Consider the following 14,692-nt stretch of genomic DNA (forward strand, 5'->3'; position numbering starts at 1 on the left):
TGCGAGGGAGCGTTAGTGAACATCGGTGAGATAGCAGCGGTACTGCGGCGCCGCTGGTACGTCATGGCGCCCCTGACGCTGTGCGGAGTCCTCGCGGGCGCGCAGCTGTACCAGTCGGTCCCGGTCTCCTACCAGTCGCAGAGCTCGGTGGCCCTGCTCGACTCCACGGCCGTGGCCGCACTGGCCCCCACCTTCGGCAACCCCATCGCGAACGCCGGGGGTTCGCTCGTGGTCACCGCAGACGTGCTCATCAGGACCCTGTCGGGCGCCGACGCGGCCCGCGACCTGCACGGCCTCGGGGTGACCGACCCCTACACGGTCGGTTTCGCCGCGAACGCCTCGGGCCCGATGCTCACGCTGTCCGTCACGGGCACCAACCGGGCGAAGGTGCTCAAGGAGACCACCACGCTCACCGACTTCGCCGGGGAGCAGCTCAACGCGCTCCAGGCGGCGGCCAAGGTGAAACGCCAGTACTACGTGCAGGCCGCCCCCGTGGTGCTGCCGCAGACCCCGAAACCGCAGCTCAAGACCCGTTACCAGCAGGTCCTCGCCGTGCTGATCGCCGGACTGGTGGCCGGTTTCACCGGCTCCTTCGTCCTGGAGAGCCTGCTGGCGGGCCGCCGCCGACGGCGCGAGGCGGCCGCCGCCGTGCCCGGGACGGCCACGACGCGCGTGCGCAGGCGGACCCGCCACCGCGAGCTGGACGCCACCGCGCTGCTCACGGGCTATCTGGGGCTGGCCTTCTTCATCCCCTCGAACCTGACCCTGCCGGGCCTCGGCGGTGTGGGCACCCCGGCCAACGTCTTCGCGCTCCTGGCCCTGTTCTGGTACCTGGCGACCTGGCTCACCGGCCGGATCGGACCGGCCCCCGGCACCCGGCTGCCCCGGGTCGCGATGTGGCTGCTGGCCGTATCGGTCCTGGCCTCGTACCTGGCGAACGCCACCCGGGGCAGCTCGCACAAGGAGGTGCTGGGCGCCGACCGCGGGCTGATCGGACTGCTGGTCTGGGTGTCGCTGGTGGTGCTGGTCTCCGCCGGGATCCAGGACCGGGCCCGCCTGGACGTGCTGCTGCGGCGGGCCGTCGTGATGGGGGCGCTGGTCGCCGCCATCGGCTACTACGACTTCTTCACCGCGACGAACATCGCCGAGAAGATCAGCATCCCCGGGCTCCAGTCGAGCGTCGCGCAGATCACCACCCTGGACCGCGGGGCTTTCACCAGGCCGCGCTCGACCACCGCGCAGCCGCTGGAGTTCGGCGGCATGCTCGCCCTGCTGCTGCCCTTCGCGATCCAGCAGGCCTTCGATCCGGCGCGGGCGCACCTCAAACGCTGGCGCCGCTGGGCGCCGGTGGCGCTGATGGGCGGCGCGCTGCCGCTGACGGTGTCGCGGACCTCCATCATCGGCGCCCTCATCGTGGTCCTGGTGATGGTGCCGCGGTGGAAGCCGCAGCGCCGCTGGACCACCTTCGGCCTGCTGCTCGGCTCGGTGGCCGTCTTCAAGGTCATGGTCCCCGGACTGATCGGCACGATCACCACGCTGTTCGCCTCCTTCGTGTCGAACTCCGACAGCAGCACCCAGGCCCGCACCGTGAAGTACAGCGCGATCGTGCCCTACCTGGAGGAGCGCCCGCTGTTCGGCCGGGGGCTGGGCACCTTCACCCCGGACCTCTACTTCTTCACCGACAACCAGTACATGCTGACCCTGGCGGAGATGGGCCTGCTGGGTCTGCTCGCGCTCCTGGCGCTGTTCCTCACCGGAATCCACCAGGGCGGCGCGATCCGCCGTCTCGCCGCCACCGAGTCCGACCGGGAGCTGGGCCAGGCCTTCTTCGCCTCGGCCCTCGTCGCCCTGGTCAGCGCGGCCACCTTCGACGCCCTCAGCTTCCCGATGTTCGCCGGGATGTTCTTCCTGACGATCGCCGCCGGCGGCAGCTACCTCGGCTTCATACGGCGCGCCGCGCCCGAGCCCCGAACCTTGGAGAACCCGTGTCATCCGACAGCACCGCTTCCAGCGCAGCAGCCGACCGCCGCCCGGACCGGCCGGATGCAGCCGGCCCCGTAGCCGTCCTCGTCGTCACCTGGAACAGTGCCAAGGTGATACCCGGGTTCCTCGCCTCCCTGCCGCAGGGCATGGCCGGGACCGACTGGCGGCTGGTCGTCGCCGACAACGACTCCGCCGACGGCACCGTCGAGCTGATCCGGTCGCTGGCGCCGGAGGCCACGATCGTCCAGACCGGCCGCAACGCCGGCTATGCCGCCGGGGTGAACGCGGCCCTGAAGGCCGCCGCCGGATGGGACGGGGGCTTCAGCGCCGGCCTGGTCTGCAACCCGGACCTGCGGATGCGTGAGGGCTGCGCGCGGCAGCTCGTCGGCGCGCTCGGCGCCCTCGTCGAGGGCGGGGGCAAGGTCGGGATCAGCGTCCCGCTGCTGTACGAGGAGGACGGGACGCTCCACTACTCGCTGCGCCGGGAATCGCGGGTGACGCGCGCCCTGGGCGAGGCCGTGATCGGCAACCGCCGCGCGGGACGCTTCCCGCGGTGGAGCGAGCTGGTCACCGATCCGGCCGCGTACCGGACCCGGACTGTTGCCGACTGGGCGTCCGGCGCCATGATGGCGCTCTCCCGGGAGTGCCTGGACGCTTGCGGAGCCTGGGACGAATCGTTCTTCCTGTACTCGGAGGAGACCGAGTACTGCCTGCGGGCCGGGGACCACGGCTTCCTCACCCGGCTCGAACCGGCGGCCTCGGCCGTCCACCTCGGCGGGGACTCGCAGGTCTCCCCGCGCCTGTGGACCCTGCTGACCCTCAACCGCGTACGCCTCTACGGCCGCCGGAACTCGGCGCCCGCCACCGCGGCCTTCCGTGCCGCCGTGCTGCTACGGGAAACCTCCCGGGCGGCGCTCGGCCGCCCGGCGAGCCGGGCCGCGGCACGGGCCCTGGCCAGCCGGACCGCACTGCGCGCCACCCCGGGACCCTGAGCGGGCGGGTCTGGACGGCGGGTCTAGACGGCGGCGGAGGGCCCGGTGGGCGCCGGGCCCTCCCACGCGGTCCAGAAGCTCTCCGGATTGACCAGGTAGCGGACGGTGGGACGGGGCAGGTGGCGGACCTCGTGGCGCCGGCTGTAACGGCGTACGAGCTCCCAGTCCTCCCGGGGCAGGACGTCCGGGGTGCGCCGCAGGCGGCTGAAGTGCAGGGCCGGGGTGCGGCGCGCCACGAAGGCATTGGTGTCCAGGAAGGCCTCGTGCGCGGAGCGGCGGCGGTCGAAGGGCACCGACAGCACGTCCCGCTGGGTTCCGTCCGGAAGCACCCTGCGCAGCGCCGTGTACACCGCGTCCGGTCCGCCCGGCGACTCCAGGACCGTCAGGGCCTGCTCCAGATGGTCCGGCTCCCACAGGTTGTCGTCGTCCAGGAAGGCCACGTACCGGGAGCGGCTCAGCCGTATCCCGACGTTGCGCACCACCCCGGCAGTTGCCGTGTTCCGGGCCAGCGACACCGCGAAGAGCCTCGGATCCGAAGGGAGTTCGGGCAGCCCGGCGCCGTCGTCCACGACGAGGACCACCTGGTCGGACACGGTCTGCGCCAGGGCCGAGCGGACGGCCGCGCGCAGGGCCTCGGGACGCCGGTGGGTGGCGATCACGGTGGCCACCAAGGCGGACGGCGGCCGCTCCAGGAGCGAGCCGAGCCGGCTGGTCTCGGCGTTCTCGAAACGGCGCAGCCGCAGGGCGGAGGGGGCCAGCAGGAGCTTGTTCCTGGCCTCGAAGAGCACCAGCCAGCCGAAGGCCCGCTTGAGCAGCTCCCAGGGGGCCCGGGCGATGCGGCGCATGTCATGTCCTCTCGGTGGTCAGGGGGAGGGCTCGGGTACGACGGGGCGCCCGTCCGACATGCGGTTGCCGCGCCACACGTTCCCCGCGCCGCCCGCGTTCCACGCGGCGACCGCACCGTAGAGCCCGCTGTTGGGGTGGTACTGGGTGGAGAACACGTTGTCCGTGACCTGGATTCCGGTGGCCCCCGGGCCGCCGCCGTAGAGCGCGTACGCCCCTCCGGCCAGCCAGTTGCGGTCGACGATGACGTTGGACACCACACCGGTGTCGGCGAAGAGTCCGAGCGCTGCGCTGGCGCCCTTGTCGATGGGGACGGAGTTCAGCAGGGTGTTGTGGCGGACCGTCAGCCGGCCCTTGTTGCCGCCGCCGCTGATCACGGCATCGGTGTGCTGCCACTCCCCGCCGAGGTTCCGGAAGGCGACGATGTCGTGCACGTAGTTGTCGTGCAGATCGCCCTGGCCCATGGACAGGGCGTTGCCGAACACCGAGACGTCGCACCAGCCGACCTCGACGGAGCTCTCGCCCATGTTGGACACCGCGTAGTTGACGCCCCCGTTGTCGGGGCCCTTGCCCGGCACGGCGGTGATCGTGGTGTGCAGGACCCGCAGGCCCTTGAAGCCCGGACGCAGGTTGACGCCCCACCAGTTGGTCGAGGTGATCCGGCTGTCGATGATCGTGACGTTGTCGGCGTACACGTCCAGTGAACCGTAAATGTCCCAGCCCTTGATGACCATGCCGTTGGTCTTGATCGACATGTTCCCCGTGTCGTGCCGCTTCAGCGCGATCCGGGGGCCGGTCGAGCGGGCGTCGGGGAAGCCGCAGGCGCCCGGCGAGGTGGCGTTGCAGACGGGGGCCGGTGCGGGGGCGGGTGGTGCACTGCCGCTGCTCGGAGGGGGAGCGGGTGACGGGGAGCCCGGGGTCGCGGAAGGGCTCGGGCTGCCGGACGCGGAGGGCGGGACGGACGGCTCGACCGGCACGGGCAGGGGGAGGGGCTTCTCCTCCCCGGGGCATTCGAGGGCGCTCTCCGGGCAGGAACCGGCCACCGGTTCGCTGCGCCCCGTCCGCTCGGCCTGGTAGAGCGTCAGGGCGGCCACCGTTAAGAACCCGGCCAGCAGCCAGGCCCACAAGCGTTTGCGAAGGCGTGCCATGGGCGTCAGTCCTTCATCGTCGTGGCCGCGGCGGCCGGTGCGCTGCCGCGGAGGAAGCCGAGGCTCGGCAGGACGCACACGGCGTAGGCCAGTGTGGCGCCGGCCCCGGTCGCGAGGAGCGCGAGGACGCCGTCGCCGAGGAGCCGTTCCAGAGCGAGGACCGCGCCCGTCATCACGGCCCCGGCCAGGAAGGGCCAGGCGCAGGCGCGCGCCACGGTGCCCAGTCCGACGCCGCCCCGGTGCAGGGCGAAGAGGAACACCGGCACCACGACGGCCCCGGCGACCAGGACGTGCCCCTGGGCCACGCCCTCGATCCCGTTCGCGCCGGCGCCGGCCACCAGCACCGGGACCAGGACGACGAGCCACAGCCCCTGGACCCCGATGAGGGAGCGGCGGTGCCCGATGGCCACCAGGCAGTCATAGGCCAGTTCGCAGCCGATCCGGACCAGCCCGAGCCCCATCAGCCACGGCAGCGCGGCGGCGGCGGGCAGCCAGCGCTCCCCGTAGACGAGCCCGACGATCGGCCCGGCGAGGGCGGCCAGCAGCACGCAGAGCGGGACCGTGCCCGTCATCACCACGCCGAGGGCACGGCCGAAACCGGCGGCCAGTGCGCCCGGCCCCCCTCCGGTCGCGCTGTCGGCCAGCCGGGAGAACCCGGCGAAGGAGACCCGGCGAGCCGCCTCGGAGATGATCCGCACGGGCCAGCCGGAGATGTTGAAGGCCAGCACGTAGAACCCGAGGGCCAGCTGGTCGAGGGAGGAACCCACCACCATCGTGTCCACGTTGACGACCCCGAGCGCCAGCATGCTGGCCCCGGCGAGCGGGAGTCCGAAGCGGAGCAGGGCGCGGGCCTGCTCCCGGTCCCAGCCGAACTTCAGGGTGCCGGGCGCGGCCAGCCAGCAGCCGGCGAGCGCGGCCACGTTGCCCGCGACCGAGCCCCAGGCGAAGCTCATCGCCCCCCAGCCCTGGACGGCCAGCAGCAGGGTCACCGCGGTACTGAGGACGAAGTTGACGGCGTCGATGGCCATCCGCCGTCCCTGCTGGAACTCCCGGGTGAGGAAGCCGGCGGGCACCTGTGAGAGCCCGTCGAGGACCACGCACACGCACATCACGCGCAGCACGCCGGAGGCCTCGGGGGAGCCGAGCACCCGGGCAACCAGGGGGGCCGCCGCGAACAGGCCCGCGTACAGCAACAGGCTGGAGGCGGCGCTCAGGGTGAGGACCGTCGGTGCGAACCGGCGGGGGTCGCCCTCCCAGCGCACGATGGCCAGGGAGACGCCGAGCTCGTTCGCGGAGAGCAGGACCAGCAGGACCGTCTGGGCGATCCCGTAGACGCCCCAGGCCTCGGGGCCGAGGAAGAAGCGGGCGAGGATGATGCCGGTGACGAAGTTGCCCAGGCGCATCACCATGGTGTTGACCAGGCTCCACCGGGCGGCGGATCCCACCTTGCGCCCCAGGGAAGGCGCCTCGGGCGGAGCTTGCGGCCGGCCTCCGGAGGGTTCCTGGGGGCCGGCGTCCGTGGTGGGGGCGGTCACCGGGGTGCCTTGGAGCGGAAGGCCGACGAGGGCAGGACCTTGAGCGCCATCGTCGCCGTGGGGTCGAGCGCGCTGCCGAGGTCGTCGGGACCGGGGTTCGCGGGCGGCTCCGGGTCACCCGCCACGGGCCCCCGCCGGCCGGGCTTGTCGGCCTTGCGGCGCCGGGCCTCGACGAAGAAGGTGGCCACCAGGCTGAGGACGAAGCCCAGCGCCCCCGCCATGACCAGGTACTGGAGCCGGGTCTTCGTCTGCGCCTCGGGCTTCTGCGGCGGCACGATCGTCACCATGCGGATCATCGCGTCGGGGGCCACCGACTGCTGGGCCTGGAACTCCCGGAGACGCTTCTCGGCGTACGCGGTGAAGAACTTGTCGGCCTCCAGCACGGCGGCCGGGTCGGTGCCGGTGACGCTCAGCCACATGAAGGGCCCCAGGGCGTTGTCGGCGATCTTCGCCTCGTACAGGCCGCCGGGTCCGTGGGCCTTGAGATCGGCCTTGGAATCATCGGAGTTGAGGTTGCGGGCCAGCCCGTCGGCCATGCCGGTGAGCGAGGCCTGGGTGCTCAGGAAGGGGTTGCCGTCGAAGGGGACCGTGGCCTTGTCCGAGTTGAGGAGGCTCACGGTGCTCTGCGACCGGTACTCCACCGGGACCAGCAGGTACAGGCCGGTGATGAGCGCGGCCGTGAGCAGCAGCCCGGGCAGCAGTACGTACCAGCGCCTGCGCATGACCCGCCAGATCTCCGCGAGGTCCATCAGCCTTCTTTCGATCCAGGTGGAACAGGGGTGGAAACGGTGCTGTGGCCGGAAGGGTCCGCCGGGCTCCGGCAGTCCCTTCCGGCCACGGCGCTAGACGACGGGCGCGATGCCCGCGATGGGAGCGGTGCCCGCGATGGGCGCTGTGGCCGAGGCGGGCGCGGTGGCCGCGACGAGGTCGGTGGGCCGCGGCCGGGTCGCCGCGCTCCCGCCCTCCAGGAGCACCTGCGCGATGCGCTCGCTCGCGCGGCCGTCCCACAGCTCGGGGCAGCGGGGCGCGGGCGGATCGTCCAGCACCCGGTGCACCGTGGCCGTGATGCGGTCCGGGTCGGTGCCCGCCAGGACGTTGGTGCCCTGCTCGACGGTGATCGGGCGCTCGGTGTTCTCCCGGAGGGTCACACAGGGCACGCCGAGCGCGGTGGTCTCCTCCTGGATGCCCCCGGAGTCGGTGAGCACCACGCGGGCCGCATCCTGCAGGGCGATGAAATCGAGGTATCCGGCGGCCGGCAGGAGCCGGATGCCGCCGGGCACGCCGATCTCCGACAGCCGCTCGGCCGCCCGGGGGTGCACCGGCAGCAGCAGCGGGCAGCGGCCCGCGATCTCGCCCAGCGCCTTCAGCAGGCCGCGCAGGGCGTCCGGATCGTCCACGTTGGCCGGCCGGTGCAGCGTGACCAGGCCGTACCCGCCGCGGGTGAGTCCGTAGCGGTCGAGGACGTCGGAGCGCCGGGCCCGGTCCAGGTTGGCGAACAGGGTGTCGATCATGACGTTGCCGACGACGTGGATCTGGTCCTCCCGGTACCCCTCCGACCGCAGGTTCGCGGCGGCGTCGGGGGAGGGGGCCAGGAGGTAGTCGCTGACCCGGTCGGTGGCGACCCGGTTGACCTCCTCGGGCATGCTCCAGTCCCGGCTGCGCAGTCCGGCCTCCACGTGCGCCAGCAGCGGTCCGGCCTTCGCGGTGACCAGGGCGCAGGCCAGGGTGGAGTTGATGTCCCCGACCACCACGACCGCGTCCGGGACCAGCTCGTCGAGCAGCGGCTCGAAGGCCTCCATGACCCGGCCGGTCTGGACGGCGTGGCTGCCGGACCCGGCGCCCAGATAGCGGTCGGGGGTGCGGATGCCGAGGTCGCGGAAGAACACGTCGTTCATGGACTCGTCGTAGTGCTGGCCGGTGTGGACGAGGACGACCTCCGCGCCGCGCGCCTCCAGGGCGTCCATCACCGGCTTGATCTTCATGTAGTTGGGCCGGGCCCCGGCCACGCAGATGATTCTGGGCATGGAGTCAGAGCACCTCCACCGTCGGTCCCGACAGCCGATTGCGGCAGTCGAGGATCAGCGAGGCGTGCTCGGTGATCATCGGGTAGTCGAAGGAGTCGTGGTCCGTGAGCAGGACGACCACGTCGGCGGCGGCCAGTTCCTTGCGGGTCGGCTCCACCCGCGAGAGGCGGGCGTCGACCTTGATGCTCTCCACCACGTGGGGATCGGCCGCGCGCACCTTCGCACCCATGTCCAGGAGCAGCTGGGAGACGCGTACGGCGGGAGACTCCCGGGCGTCGCCGGTGTTCTTCTTGTACGCCAGCCCCAGCAGCAGGATCCGGGAGCCGTTGACCGAGCGGCGCTTGGCGTTGAGCGCGTCCATGACGCGGCGCGCCACGTACTCGGGCATGTGGCTGTTGATGTCGTTGGCCAGCTCCACGAAGCGGAAGTTCTGGCCGAGTTCGCGCTGCACCCGCCACGACAGGTAGGACGGGTCGATGGGCAGGCAGTGCCCGCCGACGCCGGGGCCCGGCGTGAACTTCATGAAGCCGAACGGCTTGCTGGACGCGGCCTCGATGGTCTGCCACACGTCGATGTCGAGGTGCCGGGCGAACATCGCTATCTCGTTGACCAGGGCGATGTTCACGTGCCGGAAGGTGTTCTCCAGCAGCTTCGCCAGCTCGGCCTCCTTGGGGGAGCGCACCGGGACCGTGGTGTCGACGAGGCCCGCGTAGAAGGTCTCCACGGCCTTGAGCGAGAGGGGGTTGACTCCGGATACCACCTTCGGCGTCTGCTGGAAGCCCCACACCTTGTTGCCGGGGTCGATGCGCTCCGGGCTGTAGCCGAGGTGGAAGTCCACGCCGGCCGTGAGACCGGAACCGTCCTCCAGGATGGGGCCGAACAGCTCCTCGGTGGTGCCGGGGTAGGTGGTCGACTCCAGGACGACGGTGGCTCCCGGCCGCAGGAAGCGGGCCAGCGTGTGCGCGGACTCCTCGATGTAGCGCAGGTCGGGGGCACCGTCCTGCAAGGGGGTCGGGACGGTGACGACCGCGACGTCGAACCCGCCGCAGTCCCGGGCCTGGTCGCTGGCCTGGTACGTGCCCAGCTCCAGGGCCTTGGCCAGCCGCGCGGAGGTGACGTCCTCCACGTACGACTCGCCGGCGGCGAGGCTCTTGACCCGCCGCGCGTCCACGTCGTACCCGACCACCTGGTGTCCGACCTCGGCGGCCCTGATGGCCAGCGGAAGGCCGACGTATCCCTGTCCCACGACGACGACGCGCATCAGTGACTCCTGTTCGCGGAACCGGAAGGCGGTGTGGACGGTGTGCGGCGGAAGAGTTCCCGGACCGTCATGAGGAGGAAGGCGGCATTGGTGGTGAGGTAGCGCTTGCCCAGGCGGCGCGGTTCCTGGAGAGCCCGGTAGAACCATTCGAGCCCCATCCGCTGCCAGACCAGGGGGGCGCGCTTGGTGATGCCGGCCAGGATGTCGAAGGAGCCGCCGACGCCGTGCACCACGTGGGCGCCGGTGAGCTTGCCGTAGCCGGCGGTGAAGATCTCCTTCTTCGGCGAGGTCATGCCGAGGAACAGCATGCGGGCCCCGCTCGAGGCCACCGCGTCGGCGATCCCGCCCTGTTCGGAGTCCTCGAAGTAGCCGTTGCGGCTGCCCGCCACGCGCAGCGCGGGGAACCGATCGGAGATCCGGTCGAGCATGAGGTCCAGTACGTCCTGCCGTGCGCCGAGCAGGTAGACGGGGATCGCGGCGGTCTCCGCCGCGGCAAGCAGCCGCATGAACAGGTCGATTCCCGCGACCCGTTCGGGCAGCCGGACGCCCAGGACGCGGCCGGCCCAGACCACGGCCTGGCCGTCGGCCAAGACGAGGTCGCAGCCGGCGACCGCCGCGGCGAGGCGGGGGTCGCGGCGCATGTTGACCAGTTTGGCCGCGTTGACCATGCCGATCTCGATCTGCTCACCGCGCTCGACGGCGTCGAGGCAGCGCTGGACCGTCTCGTCCATGGTCAAGGGGTCGAGCGACACTCCGAAGAGGGACCGTCTGTGGTTCATCCGCCGAGCCCCCCGAGCCAGGCGTGGAGCAGCCATCCGAACTCGTAGGGCCTGCACTCGCGGTCCACCGCCAGGGGGCGGAAGATCCGGTCGAGCGGGGCCAGCCGCGCCCGCGGGGCGACCCGGGTGGTGAGTCCGCGGGCGGCGCGCACGGCCTTGGCGGGGTCGCCGCGGTAGACCTTGCGCCAGGTGACCCCGAACTCCTCGCGGATCATGGACTCGCGCGGGGTGCCGTCGGGCCCGCTGATCTCGGGCACCTCCGTCATCCAGCGCAGACCCCGGCGGATCTCCGCGCCGAAGTCGGTGCCGCCCGCTTCGGCCAGGTCGAAGAGGGCCGTCGGGGCCATGGCGTGCTGGTGCACGCTGTAGACGGGGTAGCCCTCCACCACGCTGCCCGTGCGGGCGTCGTAGTGCCACCACCACTGGCCGCCGTCCCCCTGCAGGGCGCAGATCCGGGCGGCGCAGGCGTCGGCGGCGGCGAGGGCCCGAGGATCCGGGGTACTGGCGTGCAGCCGGGCCAGGGCCTGGAGCGGATAGGTCTGGTCCGCGAAGCAGGCCACGTGGGAGCGGTACCCGGGGACCAGCCCGGGCCCGGTGGCGTGCGGGAACAGCGGGCCGTCCCCGACCCGGGCCGCCAGCAGGCGGTCGCGGGCGGCGGCCAGCCGGTGCTCGACGTCCACCGCGCCGCGGGCCGCGGTGAGGGCGGACAGCACCCAGGCGGCTTCCACCGTGTACTGCGGACGCCCGGGGACGTCCAGTTCGGCCACCCTCGCCACGGCGTCCGCGAGCTTGGGGTGGCCGGTCTCGGCCGCGGCCCAGGCGATGAGCGCGGCGTCGCCGAGGTTCGTCACCGCGGGCAGCCGCTCCACCAGGAGCGCCGTGAACTCCCCGGCGCTGTGGCCGCCGAAGAGGGCGCGCTGCCGTTCCTCGGGGAGGAACCGCGCGCCCAGCGCGGTGATGGCCGCGTACCGCGTGCTGGTCCCGCGCCGCTCCACGCGCCTCGCGCCGTCGGGGGAGACGGTCCCCACCCGGGTGAAGACGAAGGTCTCCGCGCCCGGCAGGTACATCTCGGGCAGCCCCGCCTCGGCCAGTGCGAGCAGCCGCTCGGCAAGGGCGTGCAGCGACGGGTCCTCGTGGGCCAGTGCTGCTAATCGTCTGGCGGTCACCGGGGTCCCACCCCGGTTCCGCGTGCGTCCTGCTCGCCCTGTATGTCCGAGCTGTAGCCGTACTGCTCCAACACACCTACCCCCTCTGAAAATCGTTCCTAGGACAGACCCGGCGGTCGTCGTCCGGCGGAGGGGACTGCGCATGACGCTGCGCGTGCCTACGGTGTGATCCCCCCGATGGCACGAGCGGTCCGGGCCCGCTGGATCCCCCTCCAGCGATATTCCGGATCGGGGCGCGCGCGGACGGCGGCGGCGGACGGGCGCATGGTCCCGCGCCGGTCGTCACCTCGTCCGTGGTTGCCCTCGTCGTGTACAACCCCCCACTGAACACAGCCTGTTGCCTGCTCAGATCCCGTGTACAGGGACAAGGTATGCCCAAGGATGTTCATTGATTGTGGTTTTGAGGAAATGCCGTTGACCCAAATTGCCGACGTTGCGTCAACTGCGCTCGGCCAGGGTTCCGTCGGTCTCGTCGTGTAGGGCGCCGGTGCGCGGGCACTCCCAGACCCCCGGCTCGCCGTTCCGTTCCGCGAGGCGGACCCCGGCCCGGCCCACCCAGCCGATGCGCCGGGCCGGCACTCCGGCCACGAGCGCGAAGTCCGGTACGTCCCGGGATACGACGGCGCCGGCCGCGACCAGCGCCCACCGCCCGATCCGGACCCCCGCGACGCACACCGACCGGGCCCCCAGGGAGGCCCCCTCGGCCACGATGACCCCGGCCGCCTCCCAGTCGCCGCCGCGCTTCTGCCGGCCGTCGGGGTCGACGGCCCGCGGGTAGAAGTCGTTGGTGAGCACCGCTGCGGGGCCGATGAACACCCCGTCGCCGAGTTCGGCGGGCTCGTAGACCAGCGCGTAGTTCTGCAGTTTGACGTTGTCCCCGATCCGCACGCCGGGACCGACGTACGCCCCGCGTCCCACGGTGCAGTCGCGCCCGAGCGTGGCGTCCTCCCGCACCTGTGCCAGATCCCAGATGGTGGTCCCCTCCCCGAGCTCGGCCGTCTCGTCGACCTGGGAGGAGGGTTGAATTCGGACACTCACGGGGCGGTCCCCTTACGGCTCGCGAGACGTTCGGATGCGGGTCGGACGGATGTACGTCGCATTGAGGTACGGAGGGAGCATATGCGGCAGCGGCCGCGCGCGCCCTGAAGATCAACCGACTGTTCACGGAGTGGACTTGACGGAGCTTCGGCCGAATCGGCGCCCGCGGTCCCGAGGCCGCCGTCTTAAGGTCGCCCGATCGCTTCCTTAAGTGGAACCTAAGGTTCGTCGTCGCCACTCCGAATCGATCAAATGTCCGTTTCGGGGCGGCTAGCGTGCTGCCGCACCCCGAACTCCCCAGCAGTTCAGAAGTACCCAGCAGTTCAGAAATCCCCAGCAACGCAGAACTCCCCAGCAACGCAGAGGCAGGCACGCCATGGGCAGCACGACCGGTCACCGGCGCATGACGAGCAAGAAGGCCAAGGCCGCGGGCGGGACCGCGGTGGCCGTGCTGATCGCGGCCGCCGCCTTCGCCTTCACCGGAACGGCCCAGGCCTCCTCGGTCGGCGCGGTGTACACCAAGTCGAGCTCCTGGAACGGCGGTTACACCGGCACGTACGTGATCACCAACAACAAGAGCCGGGCGCAGACCGGTTGGACCCTGGAGTTCGACCTGCCCACCGGCACGACGATCGACTCCCTGTGGAACGCCTCGCACACGGTCAGCGGCCGCCACGTCACCGTGAAGCCGGCGGCGTGGAACAAGGAGCTGGCCGCGGGATCCTCCGTCACGATCGGCTTCGTCACGAGCGCGAGCGGAACCCCGGGCAACCCGAAGTCCTGCCGGATCAACGGAGCGAAGTGCTCGGCGGACCAGGGCCAGACACCCCCGCCGGGCGGCCGCCCCACCACCGCCCCCACGGGTGCCCCCACCACCGCGCCGACACCGGCGCCGACCGACGGCACGGGCGCTCCCGCGAGCCCCACGCCCGCGGCGCCCTCCGGACGGCCGACCAAGCCCGCCCCGCCCACCGCGACGGCCACCGCCACGACCCCGCCCCCGACCGGGAGCCCGGCCGGAGGCGCGCGCTTCGCGCCGTACGTGGACACCTCCCTGTACCCGGCCTACGACCTGCTCGACACGGCGGCCAGGACCGGCGTCAAGGAGTTCCACCTCGCCTTCATCACCTCCGGCGGCGGCTGCGCCCCGCTGTGGGGCGGGGTCACCGGGCTCGGAGACGACAAGGTCGCCGCGCAGATCGGGGCCCTGCGGGCCAAGGGCGGGGACGTACGCGTCTCCTTCGGCGGCGCCGCCGGGCACGAGCTGGCCCTGAACTGCCGCTCCGCACAGGACCTGGCGGCCGCCTACGGCAAGGTCGTCGACCAGTACCGGCTGACCAAGGTCGACTTCGACATCGAGGGCGCGGCCCTGCCCGACACCGCGGCCAACACCCGCCGCGCACAGGCCATCGCCCTGCTCCAGAGCTCCCACCCGGGACTCGACGTGGCCTTCACCCTGCCTGTGATGCCCGAGGGTCTCACCCAGCCCGGCGTGGCCCTGTTGGCGGACGCGAAGAAGGCGGGCGTACGGATCCACGGCGTCAACATCATGGCCATGGACTACGGCCCCGCCTACAGCGGCGACATGGGCCGGTACGCGATCCAGGCCGCCACGGCCACGCAGGCCCAGATCAAGGGCGTACTGGGCCTCACCGACGCGGCGGCCTGGAAGACCGTCGCCGTCACCCCGATGATCGGCGTCAACGACGTCACGACGGAGATCTTCACCGTCGCCGACGCCGCCCAGCTCGTGGACTTCGCGAGCGAGAAGGGGATCGGCAGGCTCGGGATGTGGTCCGCGACCCGCGACCGGCAGTGCCCGGCCGGGGTCGTGAACTACGCGGACGCGACGTGCAGTTCGATCCTCCAGCAGCCGCTCGCCTTCACGAAGGCCTTCGCAGCCCTCCGCTAGAACGGCGGGCC

General features: G+C 72.0%; 12 protein-coding genes. 3 read left to right on the forward strand and 9 right to left on the reverse strand.

Features of this window, described 5'->3' with window-relative positions; genetic code table 11:
• The first annotated feature begins 15 nt into the window (after positions 1–15).
• Together ACIQV3_RS30965 and ACIQV3_RS30970 are read left to right on the forward strand one after the other, a co-directional pair.
• A complete protein-coding gene (locus ACIQV3_RS30965) occupies positions 16–2,061 on the forward strand; it encodes an O-antigen ligase family protein (protein WP_403717715.1) in 2,046 nt (681 codons plus the stop codon).
• Positions 1,986–2,975, forward strand: a complete 990-nt coding sequence (locus ACIQV3_RS30970) for a glycosyltransferase (RefSeq protein ID WP_403717718.1) — start codon at positions 1,986–1,988, stop codon at positions 2,973–2,975. Before ACIQV3_RS30965 ends, ACIQV3_RS30970 begins: the two co-directional genes overlap by 76 nt.
• 23 nt (positions 2,976–2,998) lie before the next feature.
• Here the strand turns inward: ACIQV3_RS30970 and ACIQV3_RS30975 are convergent, their stop codons facing one another.
• The 9 genes from ACIQV3_RS30975 to ACIQV3_RS31015 form a co-directional block, all read right to left on the reverse strand.
• Positions 2,999–3,820: a glycosyltransferase family 2 protein gene (locus ACIQV3_RS30975; RefSeq protein WP_403717722.1), complete on the reverse strand. Its 822-nt coding sequence runs from the start codon at positions 3,818–3,820 to the stop codon at positions 2,999–3,001.
• Between the two features lie 18 nt (positions 3,821–3,838).
• A complete protein-coding gene (locus ACIQV3_RS30980; protein WP_403717725.1) occupies positions 3,839–4,966 on the reverse strand; it encodes a hypothetical protein in 1,128 nt (375 codons plus the stop codon).
• 5 nt (positions 4,967–4,971) lie between these two features.
• Positions 4,972–6,501 (reverse strand): oligosaccharide flippase family protein, encoded by a 1,530-nt coding sequence (locus ACIQV3_RS30985; protein WP_403717728.1) that lies wholly within the window; start codon positions 6,499–6,501, stop codon positions 4,972–4,974.
• On the reverse strand, positions 6,498–7,250 hold the full coding sequence (locus ACIQV3_RS30990) for a chain length determinant protein (RefSeq protein ID WP_403717731.1): 753 nt from the start codon (positions 7,248–7,250) through the stop codon (positions 6,498–6,500). The genes ACIQV3_RS30985 and ACIQV3_RS30990 overlap by 4 nt, the downstream gene beginning before the upstream one ends.
• Before the next feature lie 93 nt (positions 7,251–7,343).
• Positions 7,344–8,525: a non-hydrolyzing UDP-N-acetylglucosamine 2-epimerase gene (gene wecB / locus ACIQV3_RS30995; protein WP_403717734.1), complete on the reverse strand. Its 1,182-nt coding sequence runs from the start codon at positions 8,523–8,525 to the stop codon at positions 7,344–7,346.
• A 4-nt stretch (positions 8,526–8,529) separates the two neighbouring features.
• Positions 8,530–9,786 (reverse strand): nucleotide sugar dehydrogenase, encoded by a 1,257-nt coding sequence (locus ACIQV3_RS31000; protein WP_327302445.1) that lies wholly within the window; start codon positions 9,784–9,786, stop codon positions 8,530–8,532.
• Positions 9,786–10,565, reverse strand: a complete 780-nt coding sequence (locus tag ACIQV3_RS31005) for a WecB/TagA/CpsF family glycosyltransferase (RefSeq protein WP_403717737.1) — start codon at positions 10,563–10,565, stop codon at positions 9,786–9,788. The genes ACIQV3_RS31000 and ACIQV3_RS31005 overlap by 1 nt, the downstream gene beginning before the upstream one ends.
• Positions 10,562–11,731, reverse strand: coding sequence for a hypothetical protein (locus ACIQV3_RS31010; RefSeq protein WP_403717740.1), 1,170 nt, complete (start codon positions 11,729–11,731; stop codon positions 10,562–10,564). The genes ACIQV3_RS31005 and ACIQV3_RS31010 overlap by 4 nt, the downstream gene beginning before the upstream one ends.
• A gap of 438 nt (positions 11,732–12,169) precedes the next feature.
• Complete coding sequence (locus ACIQV3_RS31015) at positions 12,170–12,769, reverse strand: acyltransferase (RefSeq protein WP_403717742.1); 600 nt, start codon at positions 12,767–12,769, stop codon at positions 12,170–12,172.
• A 376-nt stretch (positions 12,770–13,145) separates the two neighbouring features.
• On the opposite strand from ACIQV3_RS31015, the gene ACIQV3_RS31020 reads away from it, so the two are divergent.
• Entirely contained in the window at positions 13,146–14,681 is a 1,536-nt protein-coding gene (locus ACIQV3_RS31020; RefSeq protein ID WP_403717744.1) for a cellulose binding domain-containing protein, read from the forward strand.
• The last annotated feature ends 11 nt before the right edge of the window (positions 14,682–14,692 follow it).

Source organism: Streptomyces sp. NPDC099050 (genome assembly GCF_044759865.1).
In the GTDB taxonomy this organism is placed as follows: Bacteria; Actinomycetota; Actinomycetes; order Streptomycetales; family Streptomycetaceae; genus Streptomyces.

What these genes read in the sequence shown, in the direction of transcription:
- ACIQV3_RS30975 (WP_403717722.1), bottom strand. Translation starts at nt 3,820, where the DNA reads ATGCGCCGCATCGCCCGGGCCCCCTGGGAGCTGCTCAAGCGGGCCTTC.
- ACIQV3_RS30980 (WP_403717725.1), bottom strand. Translation starts at nt 4,966, where the DNA reads ATGGCACGCCTTCGCAAACGCTTGTGGGCCTGGCTGCTGGCCGGGTTC.
- ACIQV3_RS30990 (WP_403717731.1), bottom strand. Translation starts at nt 7,250, where the DNA reads ATGGACCTCGCGGAGATCTGGCGGGTCATGCGCAGGCGCTGGTACGTA.
- wecB (WP_403717734.1), bottom strand. Translation starts at nt 8,525, where the DNA reads ATGCCCAGAATCATCTGCGTGGCCGGGGCCCGGCCCAACTACATGAAG.
- ACIQV3_RS31000 (WP_327302445.1), bottom strand. Translation starts at nt 9,786, where the DNA reads ATGCGCGTCGTCGTCGTGGGACAGGGATACGTCGGCCTTCCGCTGGCC.
- ACIQV3_RS31005 (WP_403717737.1), bottom strand. Translation starts at nt 10,565, where the DNA reads ATGAACCACAGACGGTCCCTCTTCGGAGTGTCGCTCGACCCCTTGACC.
- ACIQV3_RS31020 (WP_403717744.1), top strand. Translation starts at nt 13,146, where the DNA reads ATGGGCAGCACGACCGGTCACCGGCGCATGACGAGCAAGAAGGCCAAG.